The sequence below is a fragment of the Cohaesibacter marisflavi genome, from assembly GCF_900115225.1.
Classification (GTDB): domain Bacteria; phylum Pseudomonadota; class Alphaproteobacteria; order Rhizobiales; family Cohaesibacteraceae; genus Cohaesibacter; species Cohaesibacter marisflavi.
Genome location: NZ_FOVR01000011.1, coordinates 59475 through 86427 on the forward strand (window position 1 = coordinate 59475; position 26953 = coordinate 86427).

The 26953-nt window shown below is 54.4% G+C and carries 26 protein-coding genes; 13 read left to right on the forward strand and 13 right to left on the reverse strand.

Annotated features, from left to right (window positions below):
- Window positions 1-16: 16 nt before the first annotated feature.
- From BM258_RS17645 to BM258_RS17665, 6 genes are all read right to left on the reverse strand, one after another.
- On the reverse strand, window positions 17-1042 hold the full coding sequence (locus BM258_RS17645) for an alpha-E domain-containing protein (RefSeq protein ID WP_090074539.1): 1026 nt from the start codon (window positions 1040-1042) through the stop codon (window positions 17-19).
- Entirely contained in the window at window positions 1039-2460 is a 1422-nt protein-coding gene (locus BM258_RS17650; protein ID WP_244544756.1) for a circularly permuted type 2 ATP-grasp protein, read from the reverse strand. Before BM258_RS17650 ends, BM258_RS17645 begins: the two co-directional genes overlap by 4 nt.
- A gap of 208 nt (window positions 2461-2668) precedes the next feature.
- The gene (locus tag BM258_RS24520) at window positions 2669-2887 is read right to left on the reverse strand and encodes a hypothetical protein (RefSeq protein ID WP_175528140.1); all 219 of its coding nucleotides are present in this window, start codon (window positions 2885-2887) and stop codon (window positions 2669-2671) included.
- A gap of 26 nt (window positions 2888-2913) precedes the next feature.
- Entirely contained in the window at window positions 2914-4380 is a 1467-nt protein-coding gene (gene gtfA / locus BM258_RS17655) for a sucrose phosphorylase (RefSeq protein WP_090074543.1), read from the reverse strand.
- 279 nt (window positions 4381-4659) lie between these two features.
- On the reverse strand, window positions 4660-5475 hold the full coding sequence (locus BM258_RS17660; protein ID WP_090074545.1) for a response regulator transcription factor: 816 nt from the start codon (window positions 5473-5475) through the stop codon (window positions 4660-4662).
- A 25-nt stretch (window positions 5476-5500) separates the two neighbouring features.
- Window positions 5501-7117, reverse strand: a complete 1617-nt coding sequence (locus tag BM258_RS17665; protein ID WP_090074547.1) for a sensor histidine kinase — start codon at window positions 7115-7117, stop codon at window positions 5501-5503.
- 90 nt (window positions 7118-7207) lie between these two features.
- On the opposite strand from BM258_RS17665, the gene BM258_RS17670 reads away from it, so the two are divergent.
- From BM258_RS17670 to BM258_RS17680, 3 genes are all read left to right on the forward strand, one after another.
- The gene (locus BM258_RS17670; protein ID WP_175528141.1) at window positions 7208-7429 is read left to right on the forward strand and encodes a hypothetical protein; all 222 of its coding nucleotides are present in this window, start codon (window positions 7208-7210) and stop codon (window positions 7427-7429) included.
- A gap of 47 nt (window positions 7430-7476) precedes the next feature.
- Entirely contained in the window at window positions 7477-7962 is a 486-nt protein-coding gene (locus tag BM258_RS17675; protein WP_090074550.1) for a low molecular weight protein-tyrosine-phosphatase, read from the forward strand.
- 88 nt (window positions 7963-8050) lie between these two features.
- Complete coding sequence (locus BM258_RS17680) at window positions 8051-8764, forward strand: hypothetical protein (RefSeq protein WP_139229308.1); 714 nt, start codon at window positions 8051-8053, stop codon at window positions 8762-8764.
- A 69-nt stretch (window positions 8765-8833) separates the two neighbouring features.
- Here BM258_RS17680 and thpR read toward each other — a convergent pair whose 3' ends face one another.
- From thpR to BM258_RS17695, 3 genes are all read right to left on the reverse strand, one after another.
- The gene (gene thpR, locus BM258_RS17685; RefSeq protein WP_244544757.1) at window positions 8834-9373 is read right to left on the reverse strand and encodes an RNA 2',3'-cyclic phosphodiesterase; all 540 of its coding nucleotides are present in this window, start codon (window positions 9371-9373) and stop codon (window positions 8834-8836) included.
- Window positions 9374-9662: 289 nt separating this feature from the next.
- Complete coding sequence (locus BM258_RS17690; protein WP_090074553.1) at window positions 9663-10718, reverse strand: aldo/keto reductase; 1056 nt, start codon at window positions 10716-10718, stop codon at window positions 9663-9665.
- An 81-nt stretch (window positions 10719-10799) separates the two neighbouring features.
- Window positions 10800-11528 (reverse strand): arylesterase, encoded by a 729-nt coding sequence (locus BM258_RS17695; protein ID WP_175528142.1) that lies wholly within the window; start codon window positions 11526-11528, stop codon window positions 10800-10802.
- A 192-nt stretch (window positions 11529-11720) separates the two neighbouring features.
- Here BM258_RS17695 and BM258_RS17700 point away from each other — a divergent pair, with 192 nt between their 5' ends.
- The 4 genes from BM258_RS17700 (at window position 11721) to BM258_RS17715 (ending at window position 16768) form a co-directional block, all read left to right on the forward strand.
- On the forward strand, window positions 11721-12449 hold the full coding sequence (locus BM258_RS17700; RefSeq protein ID WP_090074556.1) for an ABC transporter ATP-binding protein: 729 nt from the start codon (window positions 11721-11723) through the stop codon (window positions 12447-12449).
- Between the two features lie 9 nt (window positions 12450-12458).
- A complete protein-coding gene (locus BM258_RS17705; protein ID WP_090074558.1) occupies window positions 12459-15068 on the forward strand; it encodes an ABC transporter permease in 2610 nt (869 codons plus the stop codon).
- Between the two features lie 283 nt (window positions 15069-15351).
- Window positions 15352-16131, forward strand: a complete 780-nt coding sequence (locus BM258_RS17710; RefSeq protein ID WP_090074560.1) for a Bax inhibitor-1/YccA family protein — start codon at window positions 15352-15354, stop codon at window positions 16129-16131.
- Between the two features lie 226 nt (window positions 16132-16357).
- Window positions 16358-16768, forward strand: a complete 411-nt coding sequence (locus tag BM258_RS17715) for a hypothetical protein (protein ID WP_090074561.1) — start codon at window positions 16358-16360, stop codon at window positions 16766-16768.
- On the opposite strand, the gene BM258_RS17720 is transcribed toward BM258_RS17715, so the two are convergent.
- Complete coding sequence (locus BM258_RS17720) at window positions 16749-17102, reverse strand: DUF2794 domain-containing protein (RefSeq protein ID WP_244544764.1); 354 nt, start codon at window positions 17100-17102, stop codon at window positions 16749-16751. The genes BM258_RS17715 and BM258_RS17720 overlap by 20 nt on opposite strands.
- Window positions 17103-17950: 848 nt before the next feature.
- Between BM258_RS17720 and htpG the strand changes: the two genes are divergently transcribed.
- The 6 genes from htpG to BM258_RS17750 all read left to right on the forward strand — a co-directional run bounded on the left by htpG (window position 17951) and on the right by BM258_RS17750 (window position 25099).
- Entirely contained in the window at window positions 17951-19882 is a 1932-nt protein-coding gene (htpG, locus tag BM258_RS17725; RefSeq protein WP_090074563.1) for a molecular chaperone HtpG, read from the forward strand.
- 249 nt (window positions 19883-20131) lie between these two features.
- A complete protein-coding gene (gene dapF, locus BM258_RS17730) occupies window positions 20132-21022 on the forward strand; it encodes a diaminopimelate epimerase (RefSeq protein WP_090074565.1) in 891 nt (296 codons plus the stop codon).
- A gap of 6 nt (window positions 21023-21028) precedes the next feature.
- Window positions 21029-22285 carry a tRNA (N(6)-L-threonylcarbamoyladenosine(37)-C(2))-methylthiotransferase MtaB gene (gene mtaB, locus BM258_RS17735; RefSeq protein ID WP_090074566.1) on the forward strand — a complete coding sequence of 419 codons (1257 nt, stop codon included), beginning with the start codon at window positions 21029-21031 and terminating at the stop codon, window positions 22283-22285.
- A gap of 297 nt (window positions 22286-22582) precedes the next feature.
- Window positions 22583-23872: a signal recognition particle-docking protein FtsY gene (gene ftsY / locus BM258_RS17740; RefSeq protein WP_210186802.1), complete on the forward strand. Its 1290-nt coding sequence runs from the start codon at window positions 22583-22585 to the stop codon at window positions 23870-23872.
- A gap of 48 nt (window positions 23873-23920) precedes the next feature.
- Window positions 23921-24589 carry a septation protein A gene (locus tag BM258_RS17745; protein ID WP_090074569.1) on the forward strand — a complete coding sequence of 223 codons (669 nt, stop codon included), beginning with the start codon at window positions 23921-23923 and terminating at the stop codon, window positions 24587-24589.
- A gap of 27 nt (window positions 24590-24616) precedes the next feature.
- Window positions 24617-25099 carry a hypothetical protein gene (locus BM258_RS17750; protein WP_090074571.1) on the forward strand — a complete coding sequence of 161 codons (483 nt, stop codon included), beginning with the start codon at window positions 24617-24619 and terminating at the stop codon, window positions 25097-25099.
- Here BM258_RS17750 and BM258_RS17755 read toward each other — a convergent pair.
- From BM258_RS17755 to BM258_RS17765, 3 genes are read right to left on the reverse strand one after another with little or no spacing between them, the layout of a single operon-like run.
- Window positions 25096-25749: a DsbE family thiol:disulfide interchange protein gene (locus BM258_RS17755; RefSeq protein ID WP_090074573.1), complete on the reverse strand. Its 654-nt coding sequence runs from the start codon at window positions 25747-25749 to the stop codon at window positions 25096-25098. The two genes, BM258_RS17750 and BM258_RS17755, sit on opposite strands and share 4 nt — an antisense overlap.
- A gap of 36 nt (window positions 25750-25785) precedes the next feature.
- On the reverse strand, window positions 25786-25965 hold the full coding sequence (gene ccmD, locus BM258_RS17760) for a heme exporter protein CcmD (RefSeq protein ID WP_090074575.1): 180 nt from the start codon (window positions 25963-25965) through the stop codon (window positions 25786-25788).
- A 52-nt stretch (window positions 25966-26017) separates the two neighbouring features.
- A complete protein-coding gene (locus BM258_RS17765; RefSeq protein WP_090074577.1) occupies window positions 26018-26836 on the reverse strand; it encodes a heme ABC transporter permease in 819 nt (272 codons plus the stop codon).
- Window positions 26837-26953: the final 117 nt, after the last annotated feature.

Sequence of the window (26953 nt, forward strand, 5' to 3'; positions counted from 1 at the left end):
CGGGCCGGCTGTGGCGTCAGGCCATCGTTTGTGACTGGGTTTGAGACTGGGACTGGCTTTCGCATTCCTCAGCTTCTTTTGACCAATCTGCATGTCCGAAGAATGACGTGCCCAGCTGGTTGGTAATCTCCATCAATCTGTGCTGAACCTTGTCGTTGAACCCATGGAACCGCATATGCAAGTGCGGGTCTTTTGCCGCAGCCTCCAGTTCGTAGAGCAACATCTCCACCTCTTCATAGCATTGAGCGGCCCGGCGTAGCTGGTAGCCCATATAAAGGTCATTGAGCATATCCTGTATTTCGCCGATGCAATGGGTTAGCGATTTTGGGAAGCTCTGGTTGAACATCAAGAAGTTGGCGACTTTTTTGGGGTCCAGTTTGCCCGATTTTGCGCGCTGGAAGGCATGATAGGCCTCAAAGGAGTGGAGCAGCAGTTTCCAGAATTCCATATCGGCAACGGTCTCGGTCTGATCGAGGCCATTGAAACTGGCAACCTGGGCGACCTTGACGTCGAGCAGGCGGCTGGTCTGGTCTGCACGCTCGATCCAGAGGCCAAGCTGATAGAAGCGCCATCCGGCATCGCGATAATAGGTGCCTTCTGTCACTCCCATGATCGCATCGCAGGTGCGGGCGATGGATTCGCAGGTGCGAGACAGGCGCGACGCATCCAGATCCCGGTCGCTGAGGCTCTTCATCTGATTGTATGAAACGTTGATGTAGGACCACATGGAAACAGAAATCAGCGGGCGCAACAGGCGGGCATTTTCTCGCGCAGCCCAAAGGCAGGAGAGGATCGAGCCCGGATTGTCGCGGTCCGTGATATAGAATTTGGCTACCTTCTGGGCGGTGATCTGACCGTTCTGCTCAGTGAAGCGGTCCTTATCGGCATAGAGGGATAGAATGGATGCCCAGTTTTCCTGACTGGAGTGATCCTGCCAGAAGCCGGCTTGCACATTGAGAATGCGCGCAAGGCTGGCTGAGCGCTCGATATAGCGGGCGAACCAGAACAGGGCTTCGGCATAACGACTGAGTAGCAGGCTCATGAGTTGCCTCCGTCCGTTGGATTGAATGGGGTTTCAGCGAGAACCCAAGTGTCCTTTGTGCCGCCGCCTTGGGAGGAATTGACGATGAGAGAGCCTTCCTTGAGGGCCACACGGGTGAGACCTCCGGGCAGAACCCATGTGCCTTTGCCCGTGATGGCAAAGGGGCGCAAATCCACATGGCGCGCCACCAGATCTGTTTCGCCCAATGTGGGGCAGACCGACAGGGAAATCATGGGCTGGGCAATGAAATTGCTTGGCTTGGCCAGAAGAGCCTCGCGGGCCGTGGCCAATTCTTCCTTGCTGGCCTTGGGGCCGATCGTGATACCATAGCCGCCGGATTCTCCCACCGGCTTGACGACCAGTTCATCCAGATGATCAAGGGTATATTGCAATGCGTCCTGTTCGCGGCAAATGTGGGTTTCCACGTTGGACAGAATGGGCTCTTCATCAAGATAATATTTGATGATGCGTGGCATATAGGCATAGACAGCCTTGTCATCGGCAACACCGGTGCCCAATGCGTTGGCGATGGTCACATTGCCTTTCAGCATGGCGCTTACGAGCCCTTTGACGCCAAGCATTGAATCCGGTTTGAAGGCTTCGGGGTCGAGGAATTCATCATCGATGCGGCGGTAGATGACATCCACCCGACGCGGGCCGCCGATGGTTTTCATATAGACCTTGTCGTCATCGCAGAAGAGATCATTGCCTTCCACGACGGGAACGCCCATCTCGCGGGCGAGGAAAATATGTTCGAAATAGGCCGAGTTGAACATGCCCGGGGACATGACGACCACTTGCGGATCGTCCTTGTCGAGGCATCCTTCCGGCGCGGTCTCGCTCAGCTTGGCAAACAGGTTGGTGCCATAGTCTGACACCTTGCGTAGCTTGAGATCGGCCAGAAGATCGGGGAAGGAGCGCTCCATAAGATGTCGGTTCTCGACTACATAGGAGACACCTGAAGGGGAGCGCACATTGTCTTCCAGTACGAGAAAATTACCACTGTCATCGCGGATGATATCCGTGCCCGAAATATGGGTGTAGACATTGCAGGCGGGTGTGAAACCGACCATGACGTCGCGATAGTTGGAATTGCCGAGTACCAGATCGGCAGGCACAATGCCGTCATTGATGATGTGACGGTCGTTATAGATATCGTGAAGAAAGGCATTGATGGCCGCGACACGTTGAATGACGCCGCGATCGATGGTGTTCCATTCGTTGGCGGTCAAGACCCGTGGGATGATATCGAAGGGGAGAACCCGATCGATAACATCCTTGTCGCTGTAGACCGTGAATGTGACACCGAGATTGAAAAGCTCCAGATCCGCGTCCTTGGCGCGTGTCTTCAGATTTTCAAAATCTGCTTCGTCGAACCTGTGCCAGATATCCTTCAATTGCGGACTGCGCTCTGACATGGCGCTCGACATTTCGCAAAAAAATGCGCAGGGATCGTAATTACTCACGCGATGCACCTTTATGTTGGCGCTTCAATTGCCCGCGTCGTCTGCTTTCCCGCCGTGTGCTGTTTGTGTGGCTTATAGCCTTGATAAGCTGTTCCCCAGTCTGTTCTTCGTGCGGAAAATCGTCCTTTGAGCCTGAAACGTACGAATTAACTGTTACGAGTTATTCAAAAGCAAGTTTTGGACCAAGCGTCATAAATTGGGCAAGGTTCTGTCTTTTTGGCATGTTATGCCGTTTCAAGGTGGTCTTCCAACCACTTTGAATCGTTTCCAGCTTAAATTTTACCCAAAGTTGTGTTGCTTTGTGGAGCAACTTTGCCTTACTTTTGAGCATTGTTCTAAAAGTGCGCGAATTTTGAACAATTGCAAGCTGTAAGGCCATCAGGCTCATGCAACTTGGGCAGGGCTTTAAGGTTTAACCGGGAAACGCCCGGTCCCATCCGGCGTGGTGTGGGAAATGGTTGCTTCCATTTGGGCAAAGTCGACCGAAAGCTTGGCCCATTGGCCCTCGGCTTTCCAGGTTATTTCAAGCTGAGCTCGGGCCGGCTGCACAATGGAGAAGGTGCCATTGAAGGCAGGGTGTTCATTTCGGAAGCGAATCAGTTTTATGAGGGCTGCGACCATTGGGGTCTCGAGCGCCTCTACAACTTCGTCATTCTTGTAATAGTGACGGTTGATGTCGCGCCCGACATCGGTTTTGGCCAGCAGCTCCATGTCATTTTCTCCGCCCAGCAGGCCGATATAATAGACCTGCGGAATGCCCGGCGCAAAAAACTGTACGGCACGTGCGATCAGATAGTCGGCTTCTCTGCGACCGATCGCGTCGAAATAGGTGCTGTTGACCTGATAGAGATCGAGGTTGGAGGCCTTGGCGCCTGTTGCTTTGCGAGAGGTGCCATCGGAGCGCTCATGCATGGTTTCTACCAGATTGTGAATGGCATCCGGCTCCAGCAGGCCCGGGCGTCCATCGGAATGGGCCCCTACATCAATGACGCCGATACCGTCATGGGTGTCGAGCACGGTGAGTGCATTGCGCGGGCTGATGTCAAGCCAGCGGCAGAGCGGAGCCGCATCGCCAGTGAACAGCGCATGCATGATGAGAGGCGGCAGAGCGAAATCATACACACAGTCGACTTTTTTCGAAATTTCGATCTGATCCTGATAGTAACTATGGATTTCGACCAGAACCTCCATGCCGCGCGCCTTGGCTTTCTGTGTTAGCTCGGCGAGGAAATCGTAGGTTTCCGGAATCATGAAGCAGCTGGTGCCCGGCTTCTTGATGGCATAGCCGGCCGCATCCAGGCGAATGCAGCTGATCCCTGCTTCGGCAAAGCGCGTCAGGATGCTATCGAGATAGGCTTCGCCCTTTTCGCTGCGTACATCGATATCGATCTGCTTGGGCGTAAAGGTGGTCCAGATCAGGCGACTGCTCCCGTTTTTCAGCGACATCTGGTTGAACGGCAACCCCGGGCGCGGACGATAGATGGAGGTCAGATCCTTTTCGGTGGCGCCATCAGGGAAGACCGATGCATAGGTCAGGAACATCTCCGCATAGTCGGAGGCGTCTCCATGGGCGAGAAAATCCTGAAAGGCCTCGCCATCGGCCGACACATGATTGACGATAAGGTCTGCCATCAGATCCACTGATTTGCTGAGGCTGCGCACGTCATCCCATGTGCCAAGGCGTGAGTCGACGTTGGTGTGGTCTTTGGGGTCAAAGCCCGCATCCGCGCCATCATAGGGATCGAAAAAGGGCAAGGCGTGGACCGTGCCGAAAAGACCCTTGAGCGGGCCATCGATCATGGTCTTGAGATCGGCAAATGTGCCATCGGTGAGCCGGTCTACATAGGTGATAAGCTGGACTTTGTTTTTCATAGCTGGCTCTCCGCTAAGAGGCGCACGCAAGGCTTTGACTGTATGACGTCATTTTGCAACGCGGTTTGAAGGGGCAGGCGCAAGGCACAGAATTTTGATTTCAAATGCTCTCTTGCGCACTGGTTTTACAACATTTTTGAAATTGCTAAAAGCAGTTATTGAGTGGCAAGGGGGATAGCGCTCATCCTCTGATGGCCATGCTAGGTGCGACAGGAGCGTATCGCACGTCTGTCGCGCCAAGCTCTGGCCTTCGAGGCTAAGGGAATATGAGGCTGCTTTTCACACCTTGTTTTGTGTGGCTTCTAGAATAACTTTGAAGATTGCGACAGGTGGATAGGGGTAATCGATGGTTTTGCCGATGCCCAGATCCAACAGCGCTTCTTTCAGGTTCCTGTCGACATTTTCCTTGCAAAGCAGCACCATTTTTCCGCGCCCATGGGTAGCGCGGGTGTTGATGAGATCATTGAGATAGAAATGCACGATTTTGCTGTAGAGCAGAAAAACCAGATCATTATTTTCGATCGCATCCTTGCGCACGGACAAATGCTCTTCATGCACGAACTCCACAAGGCAGCCCAAATCCTGAAGGGCCTGTTCGATTGGCAAAACGAACTTGTGCGAGCTTGCCACCAGAGCGATCGAGAGTGGTTCGGATGACCGGTTTTCGCGCAAGGCATTGTAGATGCGTTTGAGCTTGGTCTCGTTGGTTTCCTTGATGCGATAAACCTGTTCGAGGCGCGCTTTGATCGTGGCCAGCAGCAGGTCATAATCGATGGGTTTGGTGAGATAGTCATCCACCCCCATTTTTTTGCCCACGAGAATATCTTCTCTTGTCGACTTTGCCGTCAGAAAGATGAAAGGCACTTCATTATGTTGTGGCAGTCGTTCGCGGATGAGTTTGAGCGTGGTTGGACCATCGATCAGCGGCATCATGATGTCGCACAGGATGAGATCTACGGTTTCCACTTTCAGAATCTCGATGGCCTCCTTGCCGTTGGAGGCTTTCAGCGTTCTATAGCCAGCGTCCTGCAATTCTTCGACGATATCTTCCAGCAACAGGGCTTCGTCTTCAATGCAAAGAATCTTTTCCGGCATGGGTCTTTCTCCGATATGTCTTTAATCAGGATGCCAGTTCGTCAGGGGTGCCCTGATCTTTGTCGGGGCGGGCCTTACCGGTGTCTTCCTGCTCTTGGACATCATCTGCGATGGATGCCGGAAGGAAAATGGTGAAGCAGGAACCCTCTCCGAGTTTGCTTTTTACTTCAATTCTACCGCCTTGTTCCTTCAATGCCATTTGGGTGAAATTGAGGCCGATGCCTGTTCCGGCAATGCCACTTGAGTTGGAGGCGCGATAGTATTTGTTGAAGATCTTGGGCACTTCGTCTTCTGGAATGCCGATGCCTTCGTCGCAAATATCAATCGTGATATGCTGATCGCCGCGACGTCCGATTACATTGATAGGGGCGCCCGGCTCGGAATATTTGATCGCATTGGAAAGGATATTGCTGACGCACTGATCCAACAGATTCTGATCAAAGCTGGCATATTTGGGCAGCTCGTTCAAATCCCAAAGAATATTGGCGGTCTCCCCCATTTCCAAATGGTTCGCACATAGGCGCTCTACAGTACTGCGAAAATTCTGCTTCTTGGCGGCCATCTTGAGACCTGCGATTTCTTCGCTGGAGAAATCCATGAAGCGGTTGATCAGATACTGCATCCTTTGCACGGAGTCGCGAATGTTATCGATGCGCGTCAACAAGCGCTCGGTGGTCATGTCGCCTGCCTTGCGTTCAATGCGCTGGGCATTGCTGTCGATGATGGCGAGCGGCGTCTTGAATTCATGGGAGGCCATGGAGACAAATTCGCGCTGCGTCTCGGAAAGCGAGATTTCCTTTTGCAACAGTTTGACCAGCTTGTTGGTATGTTGCTGCAGCTTGCTGGTCTGGTCCTTGTAGGTCGAGATATCGGAGAATATGGCTATCTTGCCGCCATTGACCGTTGCCGATTGCTCGATCCGGTACCAGTGATCATCATGCAGTTTGACTTCGTTGCGATGCCGCCCCTTGAGCAGGTCTTCTTCGTTTGTTTCATCCGGCTCGGGCAGATCGAAGCCTTCGATCTTTTTGATATGGGACTGCTGGATCAGGTGTCGTTTCAGGCTTGGATAAAGATCCAGTATGCGGGTGTTGGCCAAAACCAGTCGGTCATCCTCATCAAACAGAATGATGCCGTCGTCGATGGCGTTGATCGCATTGAGCAACAGATCCCTGTTGTAGCGCACTTCTCGCAGGCTGTTTTCCAGCTTGAGTTCCAGCTCATACTGGACGGCTTCCAGTTTGGCCTCATAGGCGCGTTGTTCCGTCACGTCGCTGAAAATGGAAACAAAGATGCCTTCGGTGGCGAATTTGCCCTGCAGGCAGATGACACGTCCGTCCTGTGTTTCGTGATCGATATCGTGGACGGTTTCCTTGCGCAGCAGCTCAATGCGATGCTTGATGATTTCATCGATATCGCCCGGGCCATAGTCGCCCCGTTCAGCCATATAGCGAATAAGATTGTAAACAGTATTGTTTTTTTGCAAGAGGCTGACAGGAATATCCAGCATCTTGCAAGCTGCCCGGTTCATAAAAACTATATTGAGATCTTCGTCTGTAACCGAAATTCCCTGTTCGACGGATTCCATCAAGAATGAAATCAGATTATTCTCGATATTCTTGTTTTTTATGAAGTAAGGCATGTGTCCTCCCTCGGGTTTTTTACAAAATTTATAATATAATTGTTAATGAAAATAGAATTCCTAAATTCATCTATTTTCATGGTTGAGTTTATGTTTATTAAACGTTTTGTTTACTATAAATTACGCAAGTATTTTCTGATATTATCTAACTTTATAGACATTGCCTGGATTGACGACTTGTCTGTATCCTTTCATGTCCGTGGTTGGGAGGCTTGGGCAGAAGGTGTGGCTCATGTGGCCTTAGGTAAAGAAACCGGACTGATGCCCGCCAAGCCTGCAAAGGGGGTTGCGACTGCGCCTTTAGGCGAATAGGTTGTCTGCAAACAGATCGGTCAGATCAATCTACCGCGAGATACTTCATGATTCCTGCGCATCCCACCTCGGTTCTATTTGTCTGTCTTGGCAACATTTGCCGTTCCCCTTTGGCCGAAGGGGTTTTCAGGCAGAAGATTCAAGAGGCTGGCCTTGGCGATCAGTTTTTGCTCGACAGTGCTGGCCTTGGTGCCTGGCATGTGGGCCATCAGCCGGATGGCCGTACCATTAGCGTTGCCAGGGCCCATGGAACCGATATCTCTGATCTGCGTGCCCGGCGCATCGCTGTTGAGGATTTTTATGCCTTTGATCTCATTCTAGCGATGGATCGGGACAATCTGCGCGATATCCGGGCAATGCAGCCTCGCGATGGCACCGCAGAAGTCGCTCTCTATCTGGAATATTGCGGCCTTGAGCAAATGAAGCGCTCTTATGAAGTGCCGGATCCCTATTATGGCGGCGCGGATGCTTTTGAGGATGTCTATCATTTGGTCGATCAGGCCAGCGACATTTTATTACAAAAACTTCGTTGAAAAACTTGCTTCGTTTGACGGATCTGGCTGTACATGTCATCTCTTTATGCTTCTGTATTTTCGAATATGGCTAATTATGGAGAAGATCATGGCTCGCCCTTCCAGACTCATTCTTGCCACCGCGCTGCTGGTTGGCATGTCTTCGGCCGCCTTGGCTGATTTCGATTCCGATGTTGCAAAGGCCTATGCGCCTTATCGTGTTGCGCTCTTCAAGAGCAATCAGAAGGATGTTGAGGGCACCAAAAAGGCTTTGGCGCAATTCCAGACGGTCTGGAATGGCACCATCCTTGAAACCTACCCCACTGCTCCGGCTCGCTATGCCGATGAGGCCAAATGGTCTGAAAGCCTTCAGTCCATAAGCGCCATTGCGGCCAAAGCCGTCGACGCCACCGCAAAGGGGGAGGTGCTTGAAGCGCATGACATCCTGGAAGCAATCCGCAATGAGCTCGATGATTTGCGAGATCGAAACGGCGTGCGCGTGTTCAGCAGTTTCGTCAATGCCTATCATGCCGCCATGGAACCCGTACTCCGGGTGACAGTCAGCGAGCAAAGCTGGTCAGATGAGACGCGGGCGCAGCTTCTGGAACAAGCCGGTGTGCTTGGTTATCTGAGCGATGATCTGGTCGCCCATGCTCCGGCTGAGCTGCTGTCCAATGGTGAATTCAAAAAGCTCCTCAGAGGGCTGACAGGATCTGTCCGGGCCTTCATGGAAGCGCTGGAGAGCAATGACCCGGCCAGGGTTGGAGCTGCGCAAAAAGCGCTGAAGCCTGCCTATGCCAAGCTTTTTGTCAAGTTTGGCTAGCGCGGTAGAGTGCTTTATGCCAATCATCAAAAAGGGCCCATAAGGGGCCCTTTTATTCGATCACAGCGCCTATAAGAGATCGAAGGTTTCCTCGATCACATAGGGGCCACCGCCGGTACTGTCGCGTGATGAATAGAGTATAAAGCGCGGCACTCTGAAATGATCTGTCCGGAAGCCGCCGCGCAATGTCAAATAGTTGGCGACATCAATTGGTTCGGCTGATTTTTTCAGGCGGGCCAATGTGACATGGGGCGTATAGTCATGCTTGTCTGACTTGAGGCCAAGTTTGCGCATGCGCCGTTCCAGTTCGTGATGCAGGAGCAGCAGATCTTCATTATTCTGCACCGCCGCAAAGACCGAATGGGGCTTCTTGGCTCCGAAAGACCCAAAGCCTCGCAAGGAGAGGTCAAATTCGGGACATTGGATCTGGGACATTTGAAATACAATTTCATTGGCCAGAGTGTAATCGACATCACCCATGAAGCGCAGCGTGATGTGGTAGTTGGACTCGTCCACCCAGCGCGCACCATAAAGGCCGCCCTTCTGCAGGGACAACATGGTCGTGATGTCGGGGGGGATTTCCAGACCGGCAAATAAGCGTGGCATCATTTCGCTCCCGTATTGGACGTGGGGGCAGGATCACGTGATCCGTGTTACAGTCGAAATGAGTTCGGCCAAAGTAATTGATAGGTCAATGTCGAATCACTTCGGGGCTGTTGTCGTTGCAGGATAGCTGAAAAATTGTGACGATGCTTTAAAAGCTTTATCCGCCGTTGCCTTGTCCTGTTGGCATTTGCTCATAAAAGAAAGCCGCCCCGGCTAGTTCTGGCAGGCCGGGGCGGCTTTTTTTATTCTTGTCTATTAGGTCTTGGGGCTGTTGAAATCTACCGCTGCCAGATCATGGGCAAGGGTTGGAATGCAGCAGATGAACCTTGTTGATGGCTTCTTCCATTTCGTCGGTCAGCTTGAAATCGTGACAAGCGATGTCTGTTTTCAGCTGCTCGAGTTTGGACGCACCGAGGATCACCGACGTGGTGAACGAGCGGGTGTGGACAAAGGCCAAAGCCATTTGGGCAACATCCACGCCAAACTCTTCGGCAACCTTGAGATAGCCGCGAATGGCTGGTTCAGCTCCAGGGGTCTGATAGCGACCACCGAAATTCTTGAACAGGGTCATGCGTGCACCTTCAGGATGTTTGCCATCAAGATATTTACCCGTAAGAGTGCCCTGACCCAGTGAGGAATAAGCCAGCAGGCCGACCTGTTCGCGCATCGCGACCTCTGCGAGGTTGACCTCGAAGGTGCGGTTCAGCAGACTATAGGCATTCTGGATGGAAACGACGCGGGGGCCGGTGCCTTTTTCCGCTTCATTCAGATAGTTCATGGTTCCCCAGCCGGTCTCGTTGGACAGGCCCACATGACGCACCTTACCAGCCTTGACCAACTCGTCCATCGCGGCGAGTGTTTCGGCGATCGGGGTTTCGTCTTCGGCTGGTTCCGGATGGGAATAGATGACCGGGTTGGCGCCGAACTGGGAGACCTTACGATCTGGCCAGTGGATCTGGTACAGATCGATATAATCGGTCTTGAGGCGCTTGAGGCTCTTGTCGACGGCTTCAAAAATCTGTGCGCGGGTGAGGCGCGGTTCGATTTCGCCATCGCGGAACCATGTGCTCATGGAGCGGCCCACGACCTTTGTGGCCAGAATGATGTCGGAGCGGTTGCCGCGATCTTGCATCCAGTCGCCGATGATCTCTTCGGTGCGTCCTTGCGTGGCTGCGCGGCTAGGAACCGGGTAAAGCTCGGCAACATCAAAGAAATTGATGCCCTGATCGATGGCATAATCCATCTGTTCATAGCCGTCTGCTTTGGTGTTCTGCTCGCCCCAGGTCATGGTGCCAAGGCAAAGGCTGCTCACTTCGAGGTCTGTGCGACCCAGTTTTCTCATTTCCATATCGGGATCCGTTTATTCATCGCCAGCAAAGGGGGAAGGGATCTGGCTGTGTTAAAATGGCTACATGCCAGATGCATGCTGTCAGTTAGGTTGGTTCAATAAATCAATCACGAAGGGTGCGATATTTTTGACAATCACTTGAATGCCCTTCTGGTTCGGGTGCATGCCGTCCTGCAGATTCAGGTCTGGCTCAGCGGCCACATCTTCCAGAAAGAAGGGGTATAGCGGTATTTGGTATTCATTGGCAAGGGCAGGGTAAATGGCGTCAAAGGCCTGAGTATAGTCAGCGCCCATATTGGGGGGCGACCGCATGCCCATCAAGGCGACCTTGATGTCCTTTTGCTGGAATTTCTCGATCATGGCCGCCAGATTGGCCTTGGCATTGTCTACCGAGAGCCCTTGCAAGGCATCATTTGCGCCCAGTTCCAACAATACAAGATCGATATTCTCCGGTGTTGACCAGTCAAGACGAGAGAGGCCAGAGGCCGTGGTGTCGCCAGAAACGGAGGCGTTGACGATCTCTACATCAAGTCCCTGGTTTTTTAAATGCTGCTGGAGCTGCGTTGGGAAATCCTCTCCGGCGGGCAACTGATAGCCAGCGGAGAGAGAATCGCCAAAGGCAAGAATTCTGGTGGTGTCGGCGGCTTTTGCAGAGGTCATGGTGAAGAGGCCAAGAAGCAGTAATAGAAAAAAGGAAGGGAAGAAATGGGCAGGATGACTGGTCATCCGAGCCGTTGCCGCACCGCCGTGTGGCGATTGCAGGCGAGCCGTTGTTTGGCCATGTTGGCTATATTCATACTTCATTTTCATAAGACTTATCTTTGGTGCGCATAAGCAAAACGCCCAAGAATGCGCTTTGCTGTCTTTGATTCCGAAATAACGACCCCATATAGGATTGATCATATTTTCCTTTGTCTTGTCTTCACACTGCGTGCAGAGTTACTTGCAATATAGGTTAGGATCATCGTGACTTCATCCCTTGCTCAAGAAGTTTCCAAAACAATGGCCAATCCGGCAGACGGAGAGACTGCAAAAGAAGCGATTATTTCGCTGCATGGCGTCTATTTGAGCCTCGGGGCAGGGAATTCACGGGTCGATATTCTGCGCGGCATCGATCTCGACATCGAAAGCGGCCACTCGGTGGGCCTTGTCGGGCCGTCCGGCTCGGGCAAGTCAACCTTGCTGATGGTGATGGCAGGTCTTGAGCAAGCGGATCAGGGCAAGGTGCTTGTTGAGGGCAGCGATCTGTCGCAAATGGATGAGGATACGCTGGCGCAGTTTCGCGGCACGCGGATTGGCATCATCTTCCAGTCCTTCCATCTGGTGCCGACCATGACAGCGCTTGAAAATACCGCCATTCCTCTGGAACTTGCTGGCCGCCGCGATGCTTTTGATGTCGCCAAGGCCGAGTTGGAAGCGGTGGGGCTGGGACATCGCGTGCATCATTATCCGGCAGAGCTTTCCGGTGGTGAGCAGCAGCGCGTGGCCATTGCCCGTGCGCTGGCGCCGCGTCCCTCCATTCTTATTGCCGATGAGCCGACGGGGAACCTTGACGCAGACACGGGGCAGGAGATTTCCGATTTGATGTTCCGCCTGCATAAAGAGCGGGGCATGACGCTGATGCTGGTGACCCATGATCCGCGCCTTGCAGATCGATGTGAGCGTGTGGTGCGGCTCAAATCCGGCCAGTTGGTGGAAACACCCCATGATGCTGCCCACCCGGTTCAATAGGAGGGCGCTATGGATCAGCTGACTTCGAACAAAGACACAGGCAGCGCGCATGCGTTTCCCGGTCTGCCCGCACCGCGCGGCATCTGGGCATCCTTGCGCCTTGCTTTCCGTTTTGCGCTCAGAGAAATGCGTGGCGGATTGCGTGGATTTTATATTTTTCTGGCCTGTATCGCTCTTGGCGTGGCTGCCATTGGCGCAGTAGGCTCGGCCTCCAAGGCGTTGACCGGTGGCCTCAATGAGCAGGGACGGCAGATTCTGGGCGGGGATATCTCGCTATCGGCCATCCACACGCCGTCGACTGAAGAGCAGCGCGCCTATTTGAAACAATTTGGTCAATTGGCACAGTTGGCCAGCCTCAGGGCTATGGCGCGCACGGCTGATGCGTCCGATCAGTTGCTGATTGATATCAAGGCCGTGGATGGCAATTACCCCATGGTTGGCGATCTGGTGACCACCAATGGCAAGACGCTTGCGCCCGGCTCGCTGATTGTTGATCCGCTCCTTCTGGATCGGCTCGGGCTTTCGGTTGGGGATCCGCTGGTCATTGGCGTCAAGCAATTCACCATCGCAGACAGCATTGCTGACGAACCGGACGCGTTGGCCTCTGGCATTGCCTTCGGGCCAAGGGTGATCATGGGGCTTGATGACCTGCAAGCAACCGATCTGCTACAGCCCGGCGTCATCGTGCGTTGGATCACGCGGCTGAAGATGGATGGTGATCCGTCTCTTTCCCAAGTCGAGGCCGTTATTGAACAGATACGGGCAGAATTTCCTGATGCAGGTTGGCGCATTCGCTCTCGTGCCGATGCCGCGCAGGGGCTAAAGCGCAATATCGATCGCTTTGCGGCCTTTCTAGTGCTGGTCGGCCTTGCCTCGCTGATCACTGGCGGGGTTGGCATCGCCAATGCTGTGCAAGCCTTCATCTCCGGTCGGCAGACGACCATTGCCAGCTATAAGTGCCTTGGGGCGCCCAGTTGGCTGATTGTCGGCATCTATCTGATGCAGATCGTGTTTATTGCCTTTATCGGCATTGCGATCGGTGTCTTTTTCGCCGCGCTCGTGCCTTTCATTCTGCAGGCTGTGATACCGGATAATTTGCCGCTGTCTTCATCGTTGTTTCATCCGTTGCAGTTGGGCAAAGCAGCTCTGTTCGGTCTGTTGGCCGCGCTGCTTTTCTCCATGCGTCCCTTGTTGCGCACTCGTTCCATTCCGGCAACGGCACTGTTTCGTGACCAGATCGCTCCGGTCAAATATCGGGCCAGCAAACGCGATTGGCTGATCGTTCTGGCGCTTGGGGCCTTGCTGGTGGGGCTGGTTCTTGCAACGGCAGAGGTGCTCTATGTGGCTGCGGCTTTCCTTGTGGGCATGGTGATTGTCTTCTTGCTGCTGCGGTTCGTGGCTTTCGTCATCATGAAGGTGGCTGCTCGGTTGCCGCGTTTTCGGCATGTGGTGCCGCGGCTTGCCATTGCCAACCTGCATAGGCCCGGCGCGTTGACGCCTTCGGTGGCGCTGTCGCTCGGGCTCGGGCTCAGTCTGTTGGTGACGCTGGTGCTGATCGATCTTAATCTGCAACAGCAACTGACAGGCAATTTGCAGCAGAAGGCACCAAACTTCTTCTTCATGAACATCCAGAATTCCGAGGTCGATCAGTTTGAAGCCGAACTGGAAGCCATGGCTCCGGAAGGCATGCATCAGCGCGTGCCGATGTTGCGCGGTCGGCTGGTGACGCTGAAGGGGATCGCTGCACGTGATTTCGAAGCGCCGGACGGAGCGCAATGGGTGCTGCGCGGGGATCGTGGCATCACCTATTCGGCCCATCTGCCTGAAAATTCCACGCTGGTGGAAGGCGAATGGTGGCCTCAGGATTATTCCGGCGAGCCGCTGCTTTCCTTTGATGCCGAGTTAGCTGACGAAATGGGGTTAGCCATTGGTGATAGTCTGGAAGTCAATGTGCTTGGGCGCACCATTTCGGCAAAGATTTACAATCTGCGGCAGGTGGAATGGCAGTCACTGGCGATCAATTTCGTCATGGTCTTCTCGCCTAACACCTTTGCCGGAGCGCCGCACGCCCATCTTGCCACTCTGACCCTTGATCCTGATGGCAAGGAGAGTGCCGAGCAAATTGGGCAACGGGAATCGGCCATCATGAAGGCCCTTGTGCAGGATTTTCCAGCTGTCACCTCTATTCGGGTTGGTGATGCGCTTGATACGGTCAATGATCTTGTGCGCCAGTTGGCCTGGGGCATGCGCGCGGCTTCATCGCTTGCCATTATTGCCTCCATTCTGGTGCTCGCCGGTGCCTTGGCCGCTGGGCAACGCGAACGCATCTATGATGCGGTGATCCTCAAGACGTTGGGGGCAACCCGTGGTAAGGTTTTGCAGGCCTATTCGCTGGAATATTGTCTGTTGGGCGTGATTACGGCAGTCTTTGCGCTGATCATCGGCCATGTGGCGGCTTATCTGGTGCTGACCGAGATGATGGAAATGGCCTTTGCCTGGCAGCCATTGGTTTCGGCCATCGTGGTGGTGCTTGCCATGCTTCTGACAATTTTGCTTGGTCTCATTGGTACATGGTCAAGTTTGAACCGGAAACCGGCCCGAATTCTGCGTAATGGTTAACTGGCGTTAAGATTTCAAATGAAGCTTGGGCGAGTCTTTTCAAGCTTTTACAAGGGTCGGGCAAGGATTGTGCATCAAACTTTGCGGCCAGTGATGACATTTGCGTGAATTCGACGATAGAATCCCGTTTGTTGCGCAAAAAGGTCTTGAGCTGGTGCCTGAACCCACCCATATATGGGACACACGTCGGTTTTGAAATTAGGTCCGGCGACCACCAACGACATGAACACTTCGGATTGGTCAGTCGAACCGTTCGAGCTTTTGAGTTTTGTGAGGAGAAACCATGGTGAATGACTTCCGTCAAAGCGCGCAGCATATGAGTGGCCGTGCCGCCGAAATGGCGCGTATCGATCAGGGCCTGCGCAGCTATATGCTGAAGGTCTATAACTATATGGCCATTGCGCTGGCAGTGACCGGCGTATTTGCCTATGGCCTTTACACTGTCGCCTTTACACAGGATCCGTCTCAGGCCGTAGCTCAGGTGAGCGGTAGCCTGTATGTGACCCAGCTTGGTTACACACTGTTTGGCAGCCCGCTTAAATGGGTCGTGATGTTTGCGCCTCTGGCGATGGTAATGTTCCTGAGCTTCCGTATCCAGAAAATGAGCGCTAGTGCTGCTCAGACCATGTTCTGGGCTTACGCGGCGCTGATGGGTATTTCCCTTTCATCGATCTTTGCGGTTTATACCTCGACATCCATTACGCAGGTCTTCTTCATCACCGCAGCAGCCTTCGCTGGTCTTAGCCTCTATGGCTACACCACGCCGAAGAGCCTGTCTGGCTGGGGCAGCTTCCTGTTCATGGGCCTGATCGGTATCGTGATCGCTTCGATCGTCAACATCTTCCTTGCGTCCAGCGCACTGGCCTTTGCCGTGTCTGTGATCGGTGTTCTGGTCTTTGCAGGCCTGACCGCCTATGACACCCAGCAGATCAAGGAAATGTATTTCGAAGGTGACAGCTCCGAAGTCGCTGGCAAGAAAGCCATCATGGGCGCTCTGCGACTGTATCTGGACTTCATCAACCTGTTCATCATGCTTCTGCAGCTGCTTGGCAACCGCGAATAGGCATAGAACAGCGCTCTGCTGAATTAGAAAAAGCCGCTCCATTCGGGGCGGCTTTTTTCGTTTGATGCCATAGATATGGTGCGTCTTGCCCCGCCTTTCAATTGGGGCCATTCCCGACAAAATCGGTCACATTGACGCTTGGCTCTCGCGCGACATAGATAAGGTGTCGCCTCATACTGAGCGGCCTTGTTTGCGAGGATATTTGCGGGATAGGGGAGGATTTGCCGTGATCAAACTCATCGCAGGCGTCAATTTTGTTGCCGCCATGGTTCATCTGCTTTTCTGGGGGCTGGTGGCCTTCCATTTTTGGGACGGGGTCTTTGGTACGGCACCAACGACAGCGTTGGCGACGACGTTCGGAATCGGGGTGGCCGATCTCGTCTGGTCGGTGCCTTTGTTGTTGATTGGCTCGATAGGGCTAATGCGCCAGCATGCGTTCGGCTGGCTCTGTGCGCAGATGGCGAACGGGCTCTATTTCTATTCCATGACCTTCATTCTGGTCAGGGACGGGCTGACGGGGGATTTCAAGCCCGGCTCCTATCTCTTTATGCCCTTCACGCTGTTTGCTTTCTGGGCCGTGTGGGCGCTCTGGAGCCGGCGCCATCTGTTTTTCGTGCCTAGCTTTCCACGACCTTAAGCAGTTTCTGATTGAGAAGCTTGAGGATGGAATCCAGCTCGTGACCGCGTTTGAGAATCTGACCCTGTTGCGAAATGAGGCTGTAGGCGCCCTGACGGCGGGCGAGCTTGGGATTTTTCTCGATGCGGTAAATGGGCATTTCGCTTGATCGTCGGAAGATGGAAAAGACCGCCCGGTCTTTCAGTGTGTCGATGGCGTAGTCGCGCCACTCGCCTGCTGCCACCATGCGTCCGTAAACGTTGAGAATATTCGTCAGCTCCATGCGATGGAAACAGATTTGCTGAGGTGGCTTTGGCTGTTGGTTCGAATGGCCTGTCGTTGTTGCCGGACGCAGACTTGCCAGTGAGGTCACACTTTCATCAGAATTATCGAGCAAGCGATCCTCCTTTTGTTCGTGGTCATGGAAGGCATGACACCTAATGTGGCGCCGATCTTCGAAAACTCAAGAGATATGATTGCTGTAAAACGCCCGCTTGGCAAGAGTGGAGACCCGAACCAGCAAGGGGCTTGTCGCAAAGTTCATAGAGGGGGACACGATTATTCTGTTTTAAAGCAAGATATGGGTAGAGAAGCATTCGCTTTCTTTCGTGGAGGATCTGGTCTCCTGTCACCTGGCGATGGGGGCCTGACCGGATGACTGATCGTGGTGTTATCTGATTGATCGGCATAGGAAAATCACACAATTGCCTTATTTCGGCCCTTGGAAAGTCGCAGGTGGGGACCAATATCAGATATGTTGCATCGCGGTACGGTTCATTGATTGGACATGGGACTCTGCCCCCTCTGACTTATGTCCATGAACCTGATTGTTAAGCTTGGTCTGCTTGAGCTTTGATTTCAATGGCTCGAGCAGCTTGCTCGGCAAGCGTTCGATAGAGGTCATTTGTCCTTCGGATTCCCGATAGCGGTCAACATCCCAACAGCTCCTTCACGGGATGCCTTAGCGCATCCCGTTTTTTTTGGGCTCTGCTTTGCCCTTCCCATCTTGAAACTCACCGGCAGCATTGCTAGATCCTGTGCTGAAAACCGTCTTTCTTGCAGTTTTCCGGGGTATCCTTTTGCTCTTCTCGTGCTTGCGAGGCGGGGAGGCGGATGAACCTTGCAGAAAGGCGATCAATCTGGTTGCCGGATTTGGGCCAAAGCGGCTGCTTCCGGCGATGCTGATAAGGAAGGACATCTGTCATGACTGATGAAGCGCAAACTCCTGCTGCGGGCGCCGAGACCCATTCGTTTGAAGCCGAGGTTTCCCGACTGCTCCACCTGATGGTGCATGCCGTCTATTCCAACAAGGAAATTTTCCTGCGTGAGCTGATTTCCAACGCGGCGGATGCCTGCGAGAAATTGCGCCATGAGGCTCTGACCAATTCCGATCTGACGCGCAACGACCCCACTTTCAAGATCACACTGTCTTCTGATGGCAAGGCTGGAACGCTGAAGGTTGTCGATAACGGCGTTGGCATGAGCAAGGAAGAGCTAATCGACAATCTTGGCACGATCGCCCGCTCCGGCACCCGCGCCTTTCTTGATCAGCTTGCCAGCAGCTCCAATGGCGAAGATGGTTCGGCCCTGATCGGCCAGTTCGGTATCGGTTTCTATTCCGCCTTCATGGTGGCCGACAGCGTAGAAGTCGTTTCCCGCCGCGCCGGGGCCGATGAAGCATGGCGCTGGTCGTCCGATGGCATGGGGTCTTACGAGATTGCCCCGGCGAGCGATGAAGACGCGCCGGTGCGCGGCACCAAGATCACGCTGTATCTGAAGGAAGACGAAAAGAGTTTTGCCGATCCGGTAACCATTCGCCGCGTCGTACGCGAATATTCCTCTCATGTGCCCGTACCTATCCGCCTGATGAGCTACAATGAAGAAGCCAAGGCGATTGATGAGGAAGAGTTGACCGATGGCTCCGCACTCTGGATCAAGCCGAAGTCGGACATCACCGAAGAGCAATATACCGAGTTTTATCAGCATACGGCTGGCCAGTTCGACCATCCGGCCCTGACGATCCATTATCGCGCTGAAGGGCGGACGGAATATAACGTGCTCGCCTTCGTGCCTGAGCATAAGCCGTTTGATCTGTTTGATCCAAACCGCAAGGGCCGCATCAAGCTTTATGTGCGTCGTGTCTTCATCACCGATGATGCGGATGTGCTGCCGGCTTATCTGCGCTTTGTGCGCGGCGTCGTGGACAGCGAGGACATCCCGCTCAATATTTCCCGCGAAATGTTGCAGGACAATCCGATCCTCAATGCCATTTCCAAAGGCGTGACCAATCGTATTCTTAGTGAACTGGAAAAGCTGGCCAACAAGGAAGAAGAGAAGTTTGCTTCCGTCTGGGAAGCCTTCGGCCCGGTGATCAAGGAAGGCCTTTATGAAGATCCCGAGCGTCGCGATCAGCTGTTCAAGCTGGTGCGCTTCAACACCACCAAGGGCGACAACCGCACCTTGGCGCAATATGTCGAGGATCTGAAGGAAAACCAGACCGCGATCTATTATGCGCTCGGCGACAGCAAGGAAGCCATTCTGGCCAGCCCGCAGCTTGAAGGCTATCAGGCGCGCGATGTAGAGGTTCTGCTGCTCTCTGATGCAGTGGATGCCTTCTGGGTGCAGACAGCGCTTGGCTTTGATGGCAAGAGCTTCAAGTCTATTTCCCAGGGCGGTGCCGATCTCGATTTGATCGAGAAGCCGGAAAAGGAAGAAGACAAGGGCAAGAGCGAGGAAGACAAGGCCAAGGAACAGGGCGATGTGGCCGAGCTGGTGACCTTCGTTAAGGAAACCCTCGGGGAGGCCGTGTCTGACGTGCGCATTTCTGCTCGTCTGGCAACGAGCCCGGTTTGCATTGTGGCTCCGGATTATGGTCCGGATCGTCAGTTGGAAAAACTGATGCGCAGTCAGAAGGGCGCTGAGGTCGGAATGAAGCCAATTCTTGAGGTTAATCCGGATCACAGCCTCATTCGCATGCTGGCTGACCAGTATAAGGCTGCCAGCGACAAGGCCAGCGTGGAAGACGGGGCGCATCTGTTGCTCGATCAGGCGCTTATTCTGGATGGCGAACATCCGACCAATCCGGCCGACTTTGCCACACGCCTCAGCAAGGTGATGATGTCGGGTCTCAAGTAAAAGACCTGCCGCATAAACCAATCGGCGCTATTGGATGACATCAAGCCGCGAAGGAGGGTATCTTTCGCGGCTTTTTTGTTGTAATAGCAGCACTCTTGTAAAGGTGAAGAGGTGCCTCCCGGTTTCGGGGGTGGTAATTTGCGCCCAGTTTCGCCATATAGAACGAGAAAACCGAGAGCCCAGATACGGATCGGGCTCTCCTTCCCATCATAATGATCAGCAAAGTGATCAAGCAGGAATGGCTGAGAAATGGCCCCGCACGTGCAATTCTTGAAAATGAATGGTCTTGGCAACGAATTCATCGTGATCGATGCCCGAAAGACCAAGCCCCAACTTGGGGCCGATGCCGTGCGCGCACTTTCCAACCATCAGACCGGACCGGGCTGTGATCAGTTCATCACGCTTGAAAAGTCGCCCGCTGGCGGGGACGTCTTCATGCGCATTCACAACGCCGATGGCGGCGAGGTGGAAGCCTGTGGCAACGCGACCCGCTGTGTCGGGCGGCTGATGATGGCCGAGAGCGGCGCCAATCGGGCGGTGATCGAAACAGTGGTCGGCAAGCTGATCGGCTATCGCTGTGATGATGAAAGCATGGTGACGGTGGATATGGGCGTGCCGAAATTCGGCTGGCAGGATATCCCCCTTTCCGAACCTTTCGAAGATACCCGTGTCATTGAACTGCAAGTCGGACCGATTGATGCGCCTATTCTTCATTCCCCCTCGGTGGTCAATGTGGGCAACCCGCATGCCATTTTCTGGGTGAAGAATGATGTCGAGAGCTATGGGCTGGAAGTGAACGGACCGCTGCTGGAAAATCACATGATCTTTCCGGAGCGGGCCAATATCTCTCTGGCGCAGGTGCATAATCGCAGCGAGATGACCCTCAAGGTCTGGGAACGCGGCGTGGGCCTTACGCAGGCGTGCGGCACGGCTGCCTGTGCTGCCACGGTGGCGGCCATTCGCAACAAGATGACCGACCGCACCGTGCTGGTGCATTTGCCCGGTGGCGACCTCACGATCGAGTGGCGCGAAGCGGATGAGCACATCATGATGTCCGGTGGGACAGAACTGGAATATGCCGGTGAGATTGATCTTGCAGATCTCTCCTGGCGCAAGCTGCCAGCAGGCAGCGTGGAGTAGCCTTATATGACAATCAAGGTTCTTACCTTCGGATGTCGCTTGAACACCTATGAATCCGAAGTGATGAAACAGCAGGCCGATGAAGCCGGGCTGGACAATGCCATTCTTGTGAATACCTGCGCTGTAACCAGCGAAGCGGTGCGTCAGGCCCGCCAGCAGATTCGCAAGGCGAAGAGGGACAATCCCGATGCCCGCATCATCGTGACCGGTTGCGCCGCGCAGACCGAGAGCGAGCGGTTTGCCTCCATGGAAGAGGTGGATCTGGTGCTTGGCAACGATGAGAAATTGCGGGCCGAGAGCTATAAGGCCGTGCCTGACTTCGGTGTGCCGCTACCAGAGAAGATCCGCGTCAACGACATTATGAGTGTGCGCGAAACGGCGCTGCATCTGATTGACGGGCTGGAAGGGCGCACCCGTGCCTTCGTGCAGATCCAGAATGGCTGCGACCATCGCTGTACCTTCTGCATCATTCCTTTCGGGCGGGGCAATTCCCGCTCTGTTGCGATGGGGCCGATTGTCGAGCAGATCACCAAACTGGTGGACAATGGCTATGCGGAAGTGGTGCTCACGGGCGTGGATATCACCTCTTACGGGGCAGATCTGCCCGGTCAGCCCAAGTTGGGCACGTTGGTCAAGTCCATTCTCAAGCATGTACCGGATCTGCCGCGTCTGCGCATTTCATCGATTGATTCCATCGAGGCCGATCCGGACCTGATGGACTGCATTGCCAATGAAGAGCGCCTGATGCCGCATCTGCATCTCTCTTTGCAGTCGGGAGACAATATGATCCTCAAGCGCATGAAACGGCGGCATAATCGCGAACATACCATTGCCTTTTGCAAGGATGTGCGCGCGTTGCGGCCGGATATGGTGTTCGGGGCGGATATCATTGTCGGGTTCCCAACCGAGACCGAAGAGATGTTCCAGCGCAGCCTTGATATTGTCGAAGAGTGCGATCTGACCCATTTGCATGTGTTCCCATATTCCGCTCGGCCCGGAACACCCGCAGCGCGGATGCCGCAGGTGCGTGGTCCGGTCATTCGCGAACGGGCTGCCCGGTTGCGTGAAGCGGGGGAAGCGGCCCTGCAGCGCCATCTTCAAAGCCAGATCGGGCGTGAGGTGCGATTGCTTGTAGAGGGGAAAGGTCTTGCCCGCACTGAGCAATTTACGCTTACGGAGATTGCAGAAGGCGATTCAGGTGATATTGTTGCTGCGCGCGTCGTGGATGCCAGCCAGCGCCATTTGATGGCGGTCGGGCTTTGATCGTCCGCATATAGATGCGCGCCGCCTTGCGCTTTCGAGCGCGTTTTTCGATCAGGGAGTAGGATCGTGGCCAAAAAAGGATTTTTCTCGCGTTTGTTCGGCTCGTCCGAGGAGAACACGCCCGAAGAGCAAGTCAAGGACAAGGCTCTGGAGGCAGAAGGCGAGGATGTTGCCGATCCTGCCCAGGAGGCGACGGAAGCGACGCCTGTTGAGACCGAAGCTGAAGCGGTGGTTGCGGCTGCTGGTGACGATACAGGCAATGCTGGCGATGCTGTCGAAGAAGTGGATGTGGCCATTATGGGCGGGGATGTCCCTGCCGGAGCCGTTGCATCCGATGCCGAGGAGCTCGCCGAAGACAAGCTGGGAGAGGAAGCCGGTGAGGCTGTCTCCGAGGCCGATCTGGCCGCGCTTGAAGCGGAAGAAGCCGTTGTTCTGGAAGAGGATGCGGTCGATGATACTCCCTTGGAAGAGGCCCCTGCACCACTAGACGCGCCAGCTGCCGAGGAAGACGGACCGGAAGAAGCTATTGAGGCAGTGGCTGAAGAGCCTGAGCTCCCAGAGATTGCTGCCGAAAGCGCACCTGCGGACGACGCCGCTGACGTGCTTGAACCAGACGTGGAGCCAGCAACAGTTACTGAAGAAGCAGAAACGCCAGCGAAAAAGCTCTCATGGTTCGAGCGGCTCAAACAGGGGCTGTCGCGCTCTTCAGGGGCGTTGGGTGAAGGGATCAGCTCGATCTTTACCAAGCGCAAGCTTGATGACGACACCCTGCAGGATCTGGAAGACATTCTCATTCAGGCCGACCTTGGCGTTGAAACGGCGATGACGATCACGGAGCGCCTTTCTGACGGGCGCTACAACAAGGAAGTGTCTGACAAGGAAGTACAGGAAATTCTCGCCGACGAGGTGGACAAGGTGCTGGAGCCGGTGGCCAAGCCGCTGGAGATCACAAAGCCGGCCAGCGGTCCGCATGTGGTCCTGATGATCGGGGTCAACGGCGCAGGCAAGACCACCACGATCGGCAAGCTGGCGCAGAAATTCCGCGCCGATGGCAAAAAGGTCATGATGGCCGCTGGCGATACCTTCCGAGCGGCTGCCATTGACCAGCTGAAGGTCTGGGGCGAACGCACGGGCGCACCCGTGATTGCCCGCGAAGTGGGGGCTGATGCCGCCGGGTTGGCTTATGATGCGATGCTGGAAGCGAAAGAGAAGGACATGGATGTTCTTCTGATCGATACCGCTGGGCGATTGCAAAATCGCACCGAGCTGATGGCCGAGTTGGAAAAGATCGTCCGCGTGATCAAGAAGCATGATGAAGCGGCTCCGCACTCGGTGCTGTTGGTGCTGGATGCGACCACGGGGCAGAATGCGCTCAATCAGGTTGAGGTCTTCACCAAGATGGCGGGCGTTACGGGCCTTGTCATGACCAAGCTGGACGGCACGGCGCGGGGTGGTATTCTCGTTGCCATTTCAGCCAAGCACAAGGTGCCGGTGCATTTCATCGGTGTTGGCGAAGGCGTTGATGATCTGGAGCCATTCGCATCACGTGATTTCGCACGAGCCATTGCCGGGTTGGCAGACAATTGAGAACAGGCCTGTTCGCAGGCATATTGAACAGGCAGATAAAGGCATAGCATGAGCAATTCCGAATATCCCGGCAAGGATGCTTCTGAGGGGAGCGCACAGCAGGCGGCCGAGCCGCAGTTGGACAAGGCCCAGCTTCTCAAGCTGGTTCTGGAACTGGGGCCACTTGGCATTTTCTTCTTTGCCAATGCCAAGGGCGAAATGCTGGCAGACTGGATACCGGCGCTTGCTGGCATGAAGCCGATCTTCATCGCCACAGCCTGTTTCATGGTTGCCACCGTGATCTCTCTGGTCATTTCCCGAGTCAAGCTTGGTAAGCTGCCCGTGATGCCCATGGTCACCGGTGTTGTGGTGTTCATTTTCGGAGGGCTGACGCTCTATCTTCAGGATGACACCTTCATCAAGATGAAACCGACCATCGTCAATGTGCTGTTCGGATCGGTTCTGCTTGGGGGCTTGCTGTTTGGCAAGAGCCTGCTGGGCTATGTGTTTGATTCCGTGTTTGAGCTCAATGCAGAAGGCTGGCGCATTCTGACCATTCGCTGGGGCATTTTCTTCTTTGTGCTGGCATTTCTGAATGAAGTGGTCTGGCGCAATTTCTCCACCGACGTCTGGGTGGACTTCAAGGTCTTTGGTGTCATGCCGCTGACGATGGTTTTCGGGGCCTTCCAGATGCCCCTGCTCAATCGCTACGCGCCGGGCAAGGAAGAAGAAGCCTGAGCCGGCTGCATATGAAAGTCTTACGAGATGAAACCTCAGGTGTTTCTGTTTGACGGGCCTATAGGAGTGGGTAAGACATCTCTGGGGCAGGGCGTCGCAGAGCGTCTGGCACTTGCTTTCATCGACGGCGATGATCATTGTAAGACGGAGCGCTGGTTGGATTCCAGTTTGCAAACCAACAAGAGCATTGCGTCTTTGTGCATCAAGTTGCTTGATAGCGGGCAGGGGGTGATTGTCGCCTATCCTGTGCGCCGCACGAACTGGATTTTCTTTAAAGAAACATTTGCGCGTCTGGGATATTGCTGCCGCTGCATTGGCCTGATTGCGCAAAGCAGCCAGATCGCAAAACGCGAACGGGTGCTCTCAAAGGGAGAGTTGGCCAGAAGCATGCAGATGATCAAGGAAGGCTATGGTCAGCGAAGCTTCTGCGACTTGATCTATCACACCGATAAAGCTGACCTTGAAACCAACTGCGTCCGTCTTGCAGACAGCATCCGCGCACTGCCTTAATTGGCCTCTGCCAGAATCTTTTCCAGTTTGGGCATGAAATTTTCGGCGATGGAGCGTTTGGTCAGGGCGCCAATATGCTTGTAGCGGATGATGCCTTTTTTATCGACAATGAAGGTTTCCGGCGCGCCATAGACGCCCCAGTCGATGCCGACGCGGCCTGAAACATCCATGCCGACCTTGTCAAACGGGTTGCCGTGATTTTTCAGGAAGCGGGCCGAGTTGGCCGGTTCGTCTTTGTAGGCAAGGCCGATGAGGTCGAAGCGATTGTCATTGGTCATCTCGATGAGCAGCGGATGTTCATCGCGGCATGTGGGACACCAGGATGCCCAGACATTGACGACGGCAACCTTTTCCTTGAAATCCTCGGTCTTGAAACCGGGAATGATGCCGCCATCGGGGCGGCGAATGCCGAAGCTGGCATCCAGCGGCGGCAGGTCAAACTCTGGTGCGGGCTTGTTGATCAGCACGCTGGGCACTTCATTGGGGTTGCGCCCGAATTGCATCTGATAGCCAAACAATAGCGCCATGCCGACAAAGATGAGCAATGGCAGCAGGATAAAGATATTGAACCCGCGCTTGGAAGGGGCTGCCTCTTCGCTTGGTGCTTGTTCGGTCGTCTGGTTTTCGGGCGATTTGTTGTCTTCGCTCATGCTGGTCGTTCTGCTCGCAGGATGTGACGTGTCAGATTAGGAATGTGTGGCCGCTTTTGTGCGTTCGGAGCGGCGATGAACACCTCTCTCATGCAATTGGGCCAAAATTTTGGTCTGTTTGCGCCCATCCAGCAGGACCCACAGGATCAAGACAAGGATGGTTGCAGCGGTGACGCCATAGGAGGCGAGAATGAAACCGGCGTAATTTCCAAACATGCTGTTCTCCTTGCTCTGCTTTTGCCCCAAGTATCTCAGGTGCCTTTGCGCGTCAGTGTGAGGCCGAAGGGCCGGTGGAAGGGCTGGCTGCCTGAGTGGCTGCGGCCCGATTGCCGGAGGCGACCTGACGGGCGGCCTGCATTTGCATCGAGCGGATGCGGCGTCGCAGAATTTCGTTTTTCATGGCTTTGAAATGCAACACGGTGAAAAGCAGCGTGAAGCCGATTGCCATCACCATCAAGGGGATCAACATGGAATTGTCCATCTTGGGCCCTTCGAGCGTGAAGACGCTGGCTGGTTGATGCAGGGTGCTCCACCAGTCGACCGAAAATTTGATGATCGGGATGATGATAAAGCCCACAAGGGTGAGAATGGCGACGGCCTTGCCTGCCTTGATCGGGTCTTCGATGGCGTGCCAGAGGGCGATGAGCCCCAGATAGATGATCAGCAGAATGAGCATGGAGGTGAGCCGTGCATCCCAAACCCACCAAGTGCCCCACATGGGCTTGCCCCAGAAACTGCCGGTGGTCAGGCACACGAAGGTGAAAGCTGCGCCCAGAGGGGCGGCGGCCTTGGCCGAAACATCGGCCAGCGGGTGCTTCCAGACCAGCGTGCCCAGAGCGGAAATGGTCATCATGGTATAGGCAAACATGGCCAGCCACGCGGCAGGCACATGGATATACATGATCCGGACCGTGGCACCCTGCTGATAGTCTTCCGGGGAATCAATCAACGCCATATAGAGCCCTACGCCGATTACGACCACCGTGAGAATAACGAGCGGGATCATGATCTTGTCAAGCAATGCGAGAAAGCGCGTTGGATTGGCCAGGCCTCTAATCCGGAAAGATGGTTGTTTGGTCTCAGTCATCAAGCGTCCTGCGGTCTGGTCGAGCCCCGCGAAGGGGGCGGCTTGTTCGGTTGGTCGCCGAAAAGCGCGCCGGGTTTCTAGACAAATATCACGAGATGAAAGGCGCGCGAATTACGA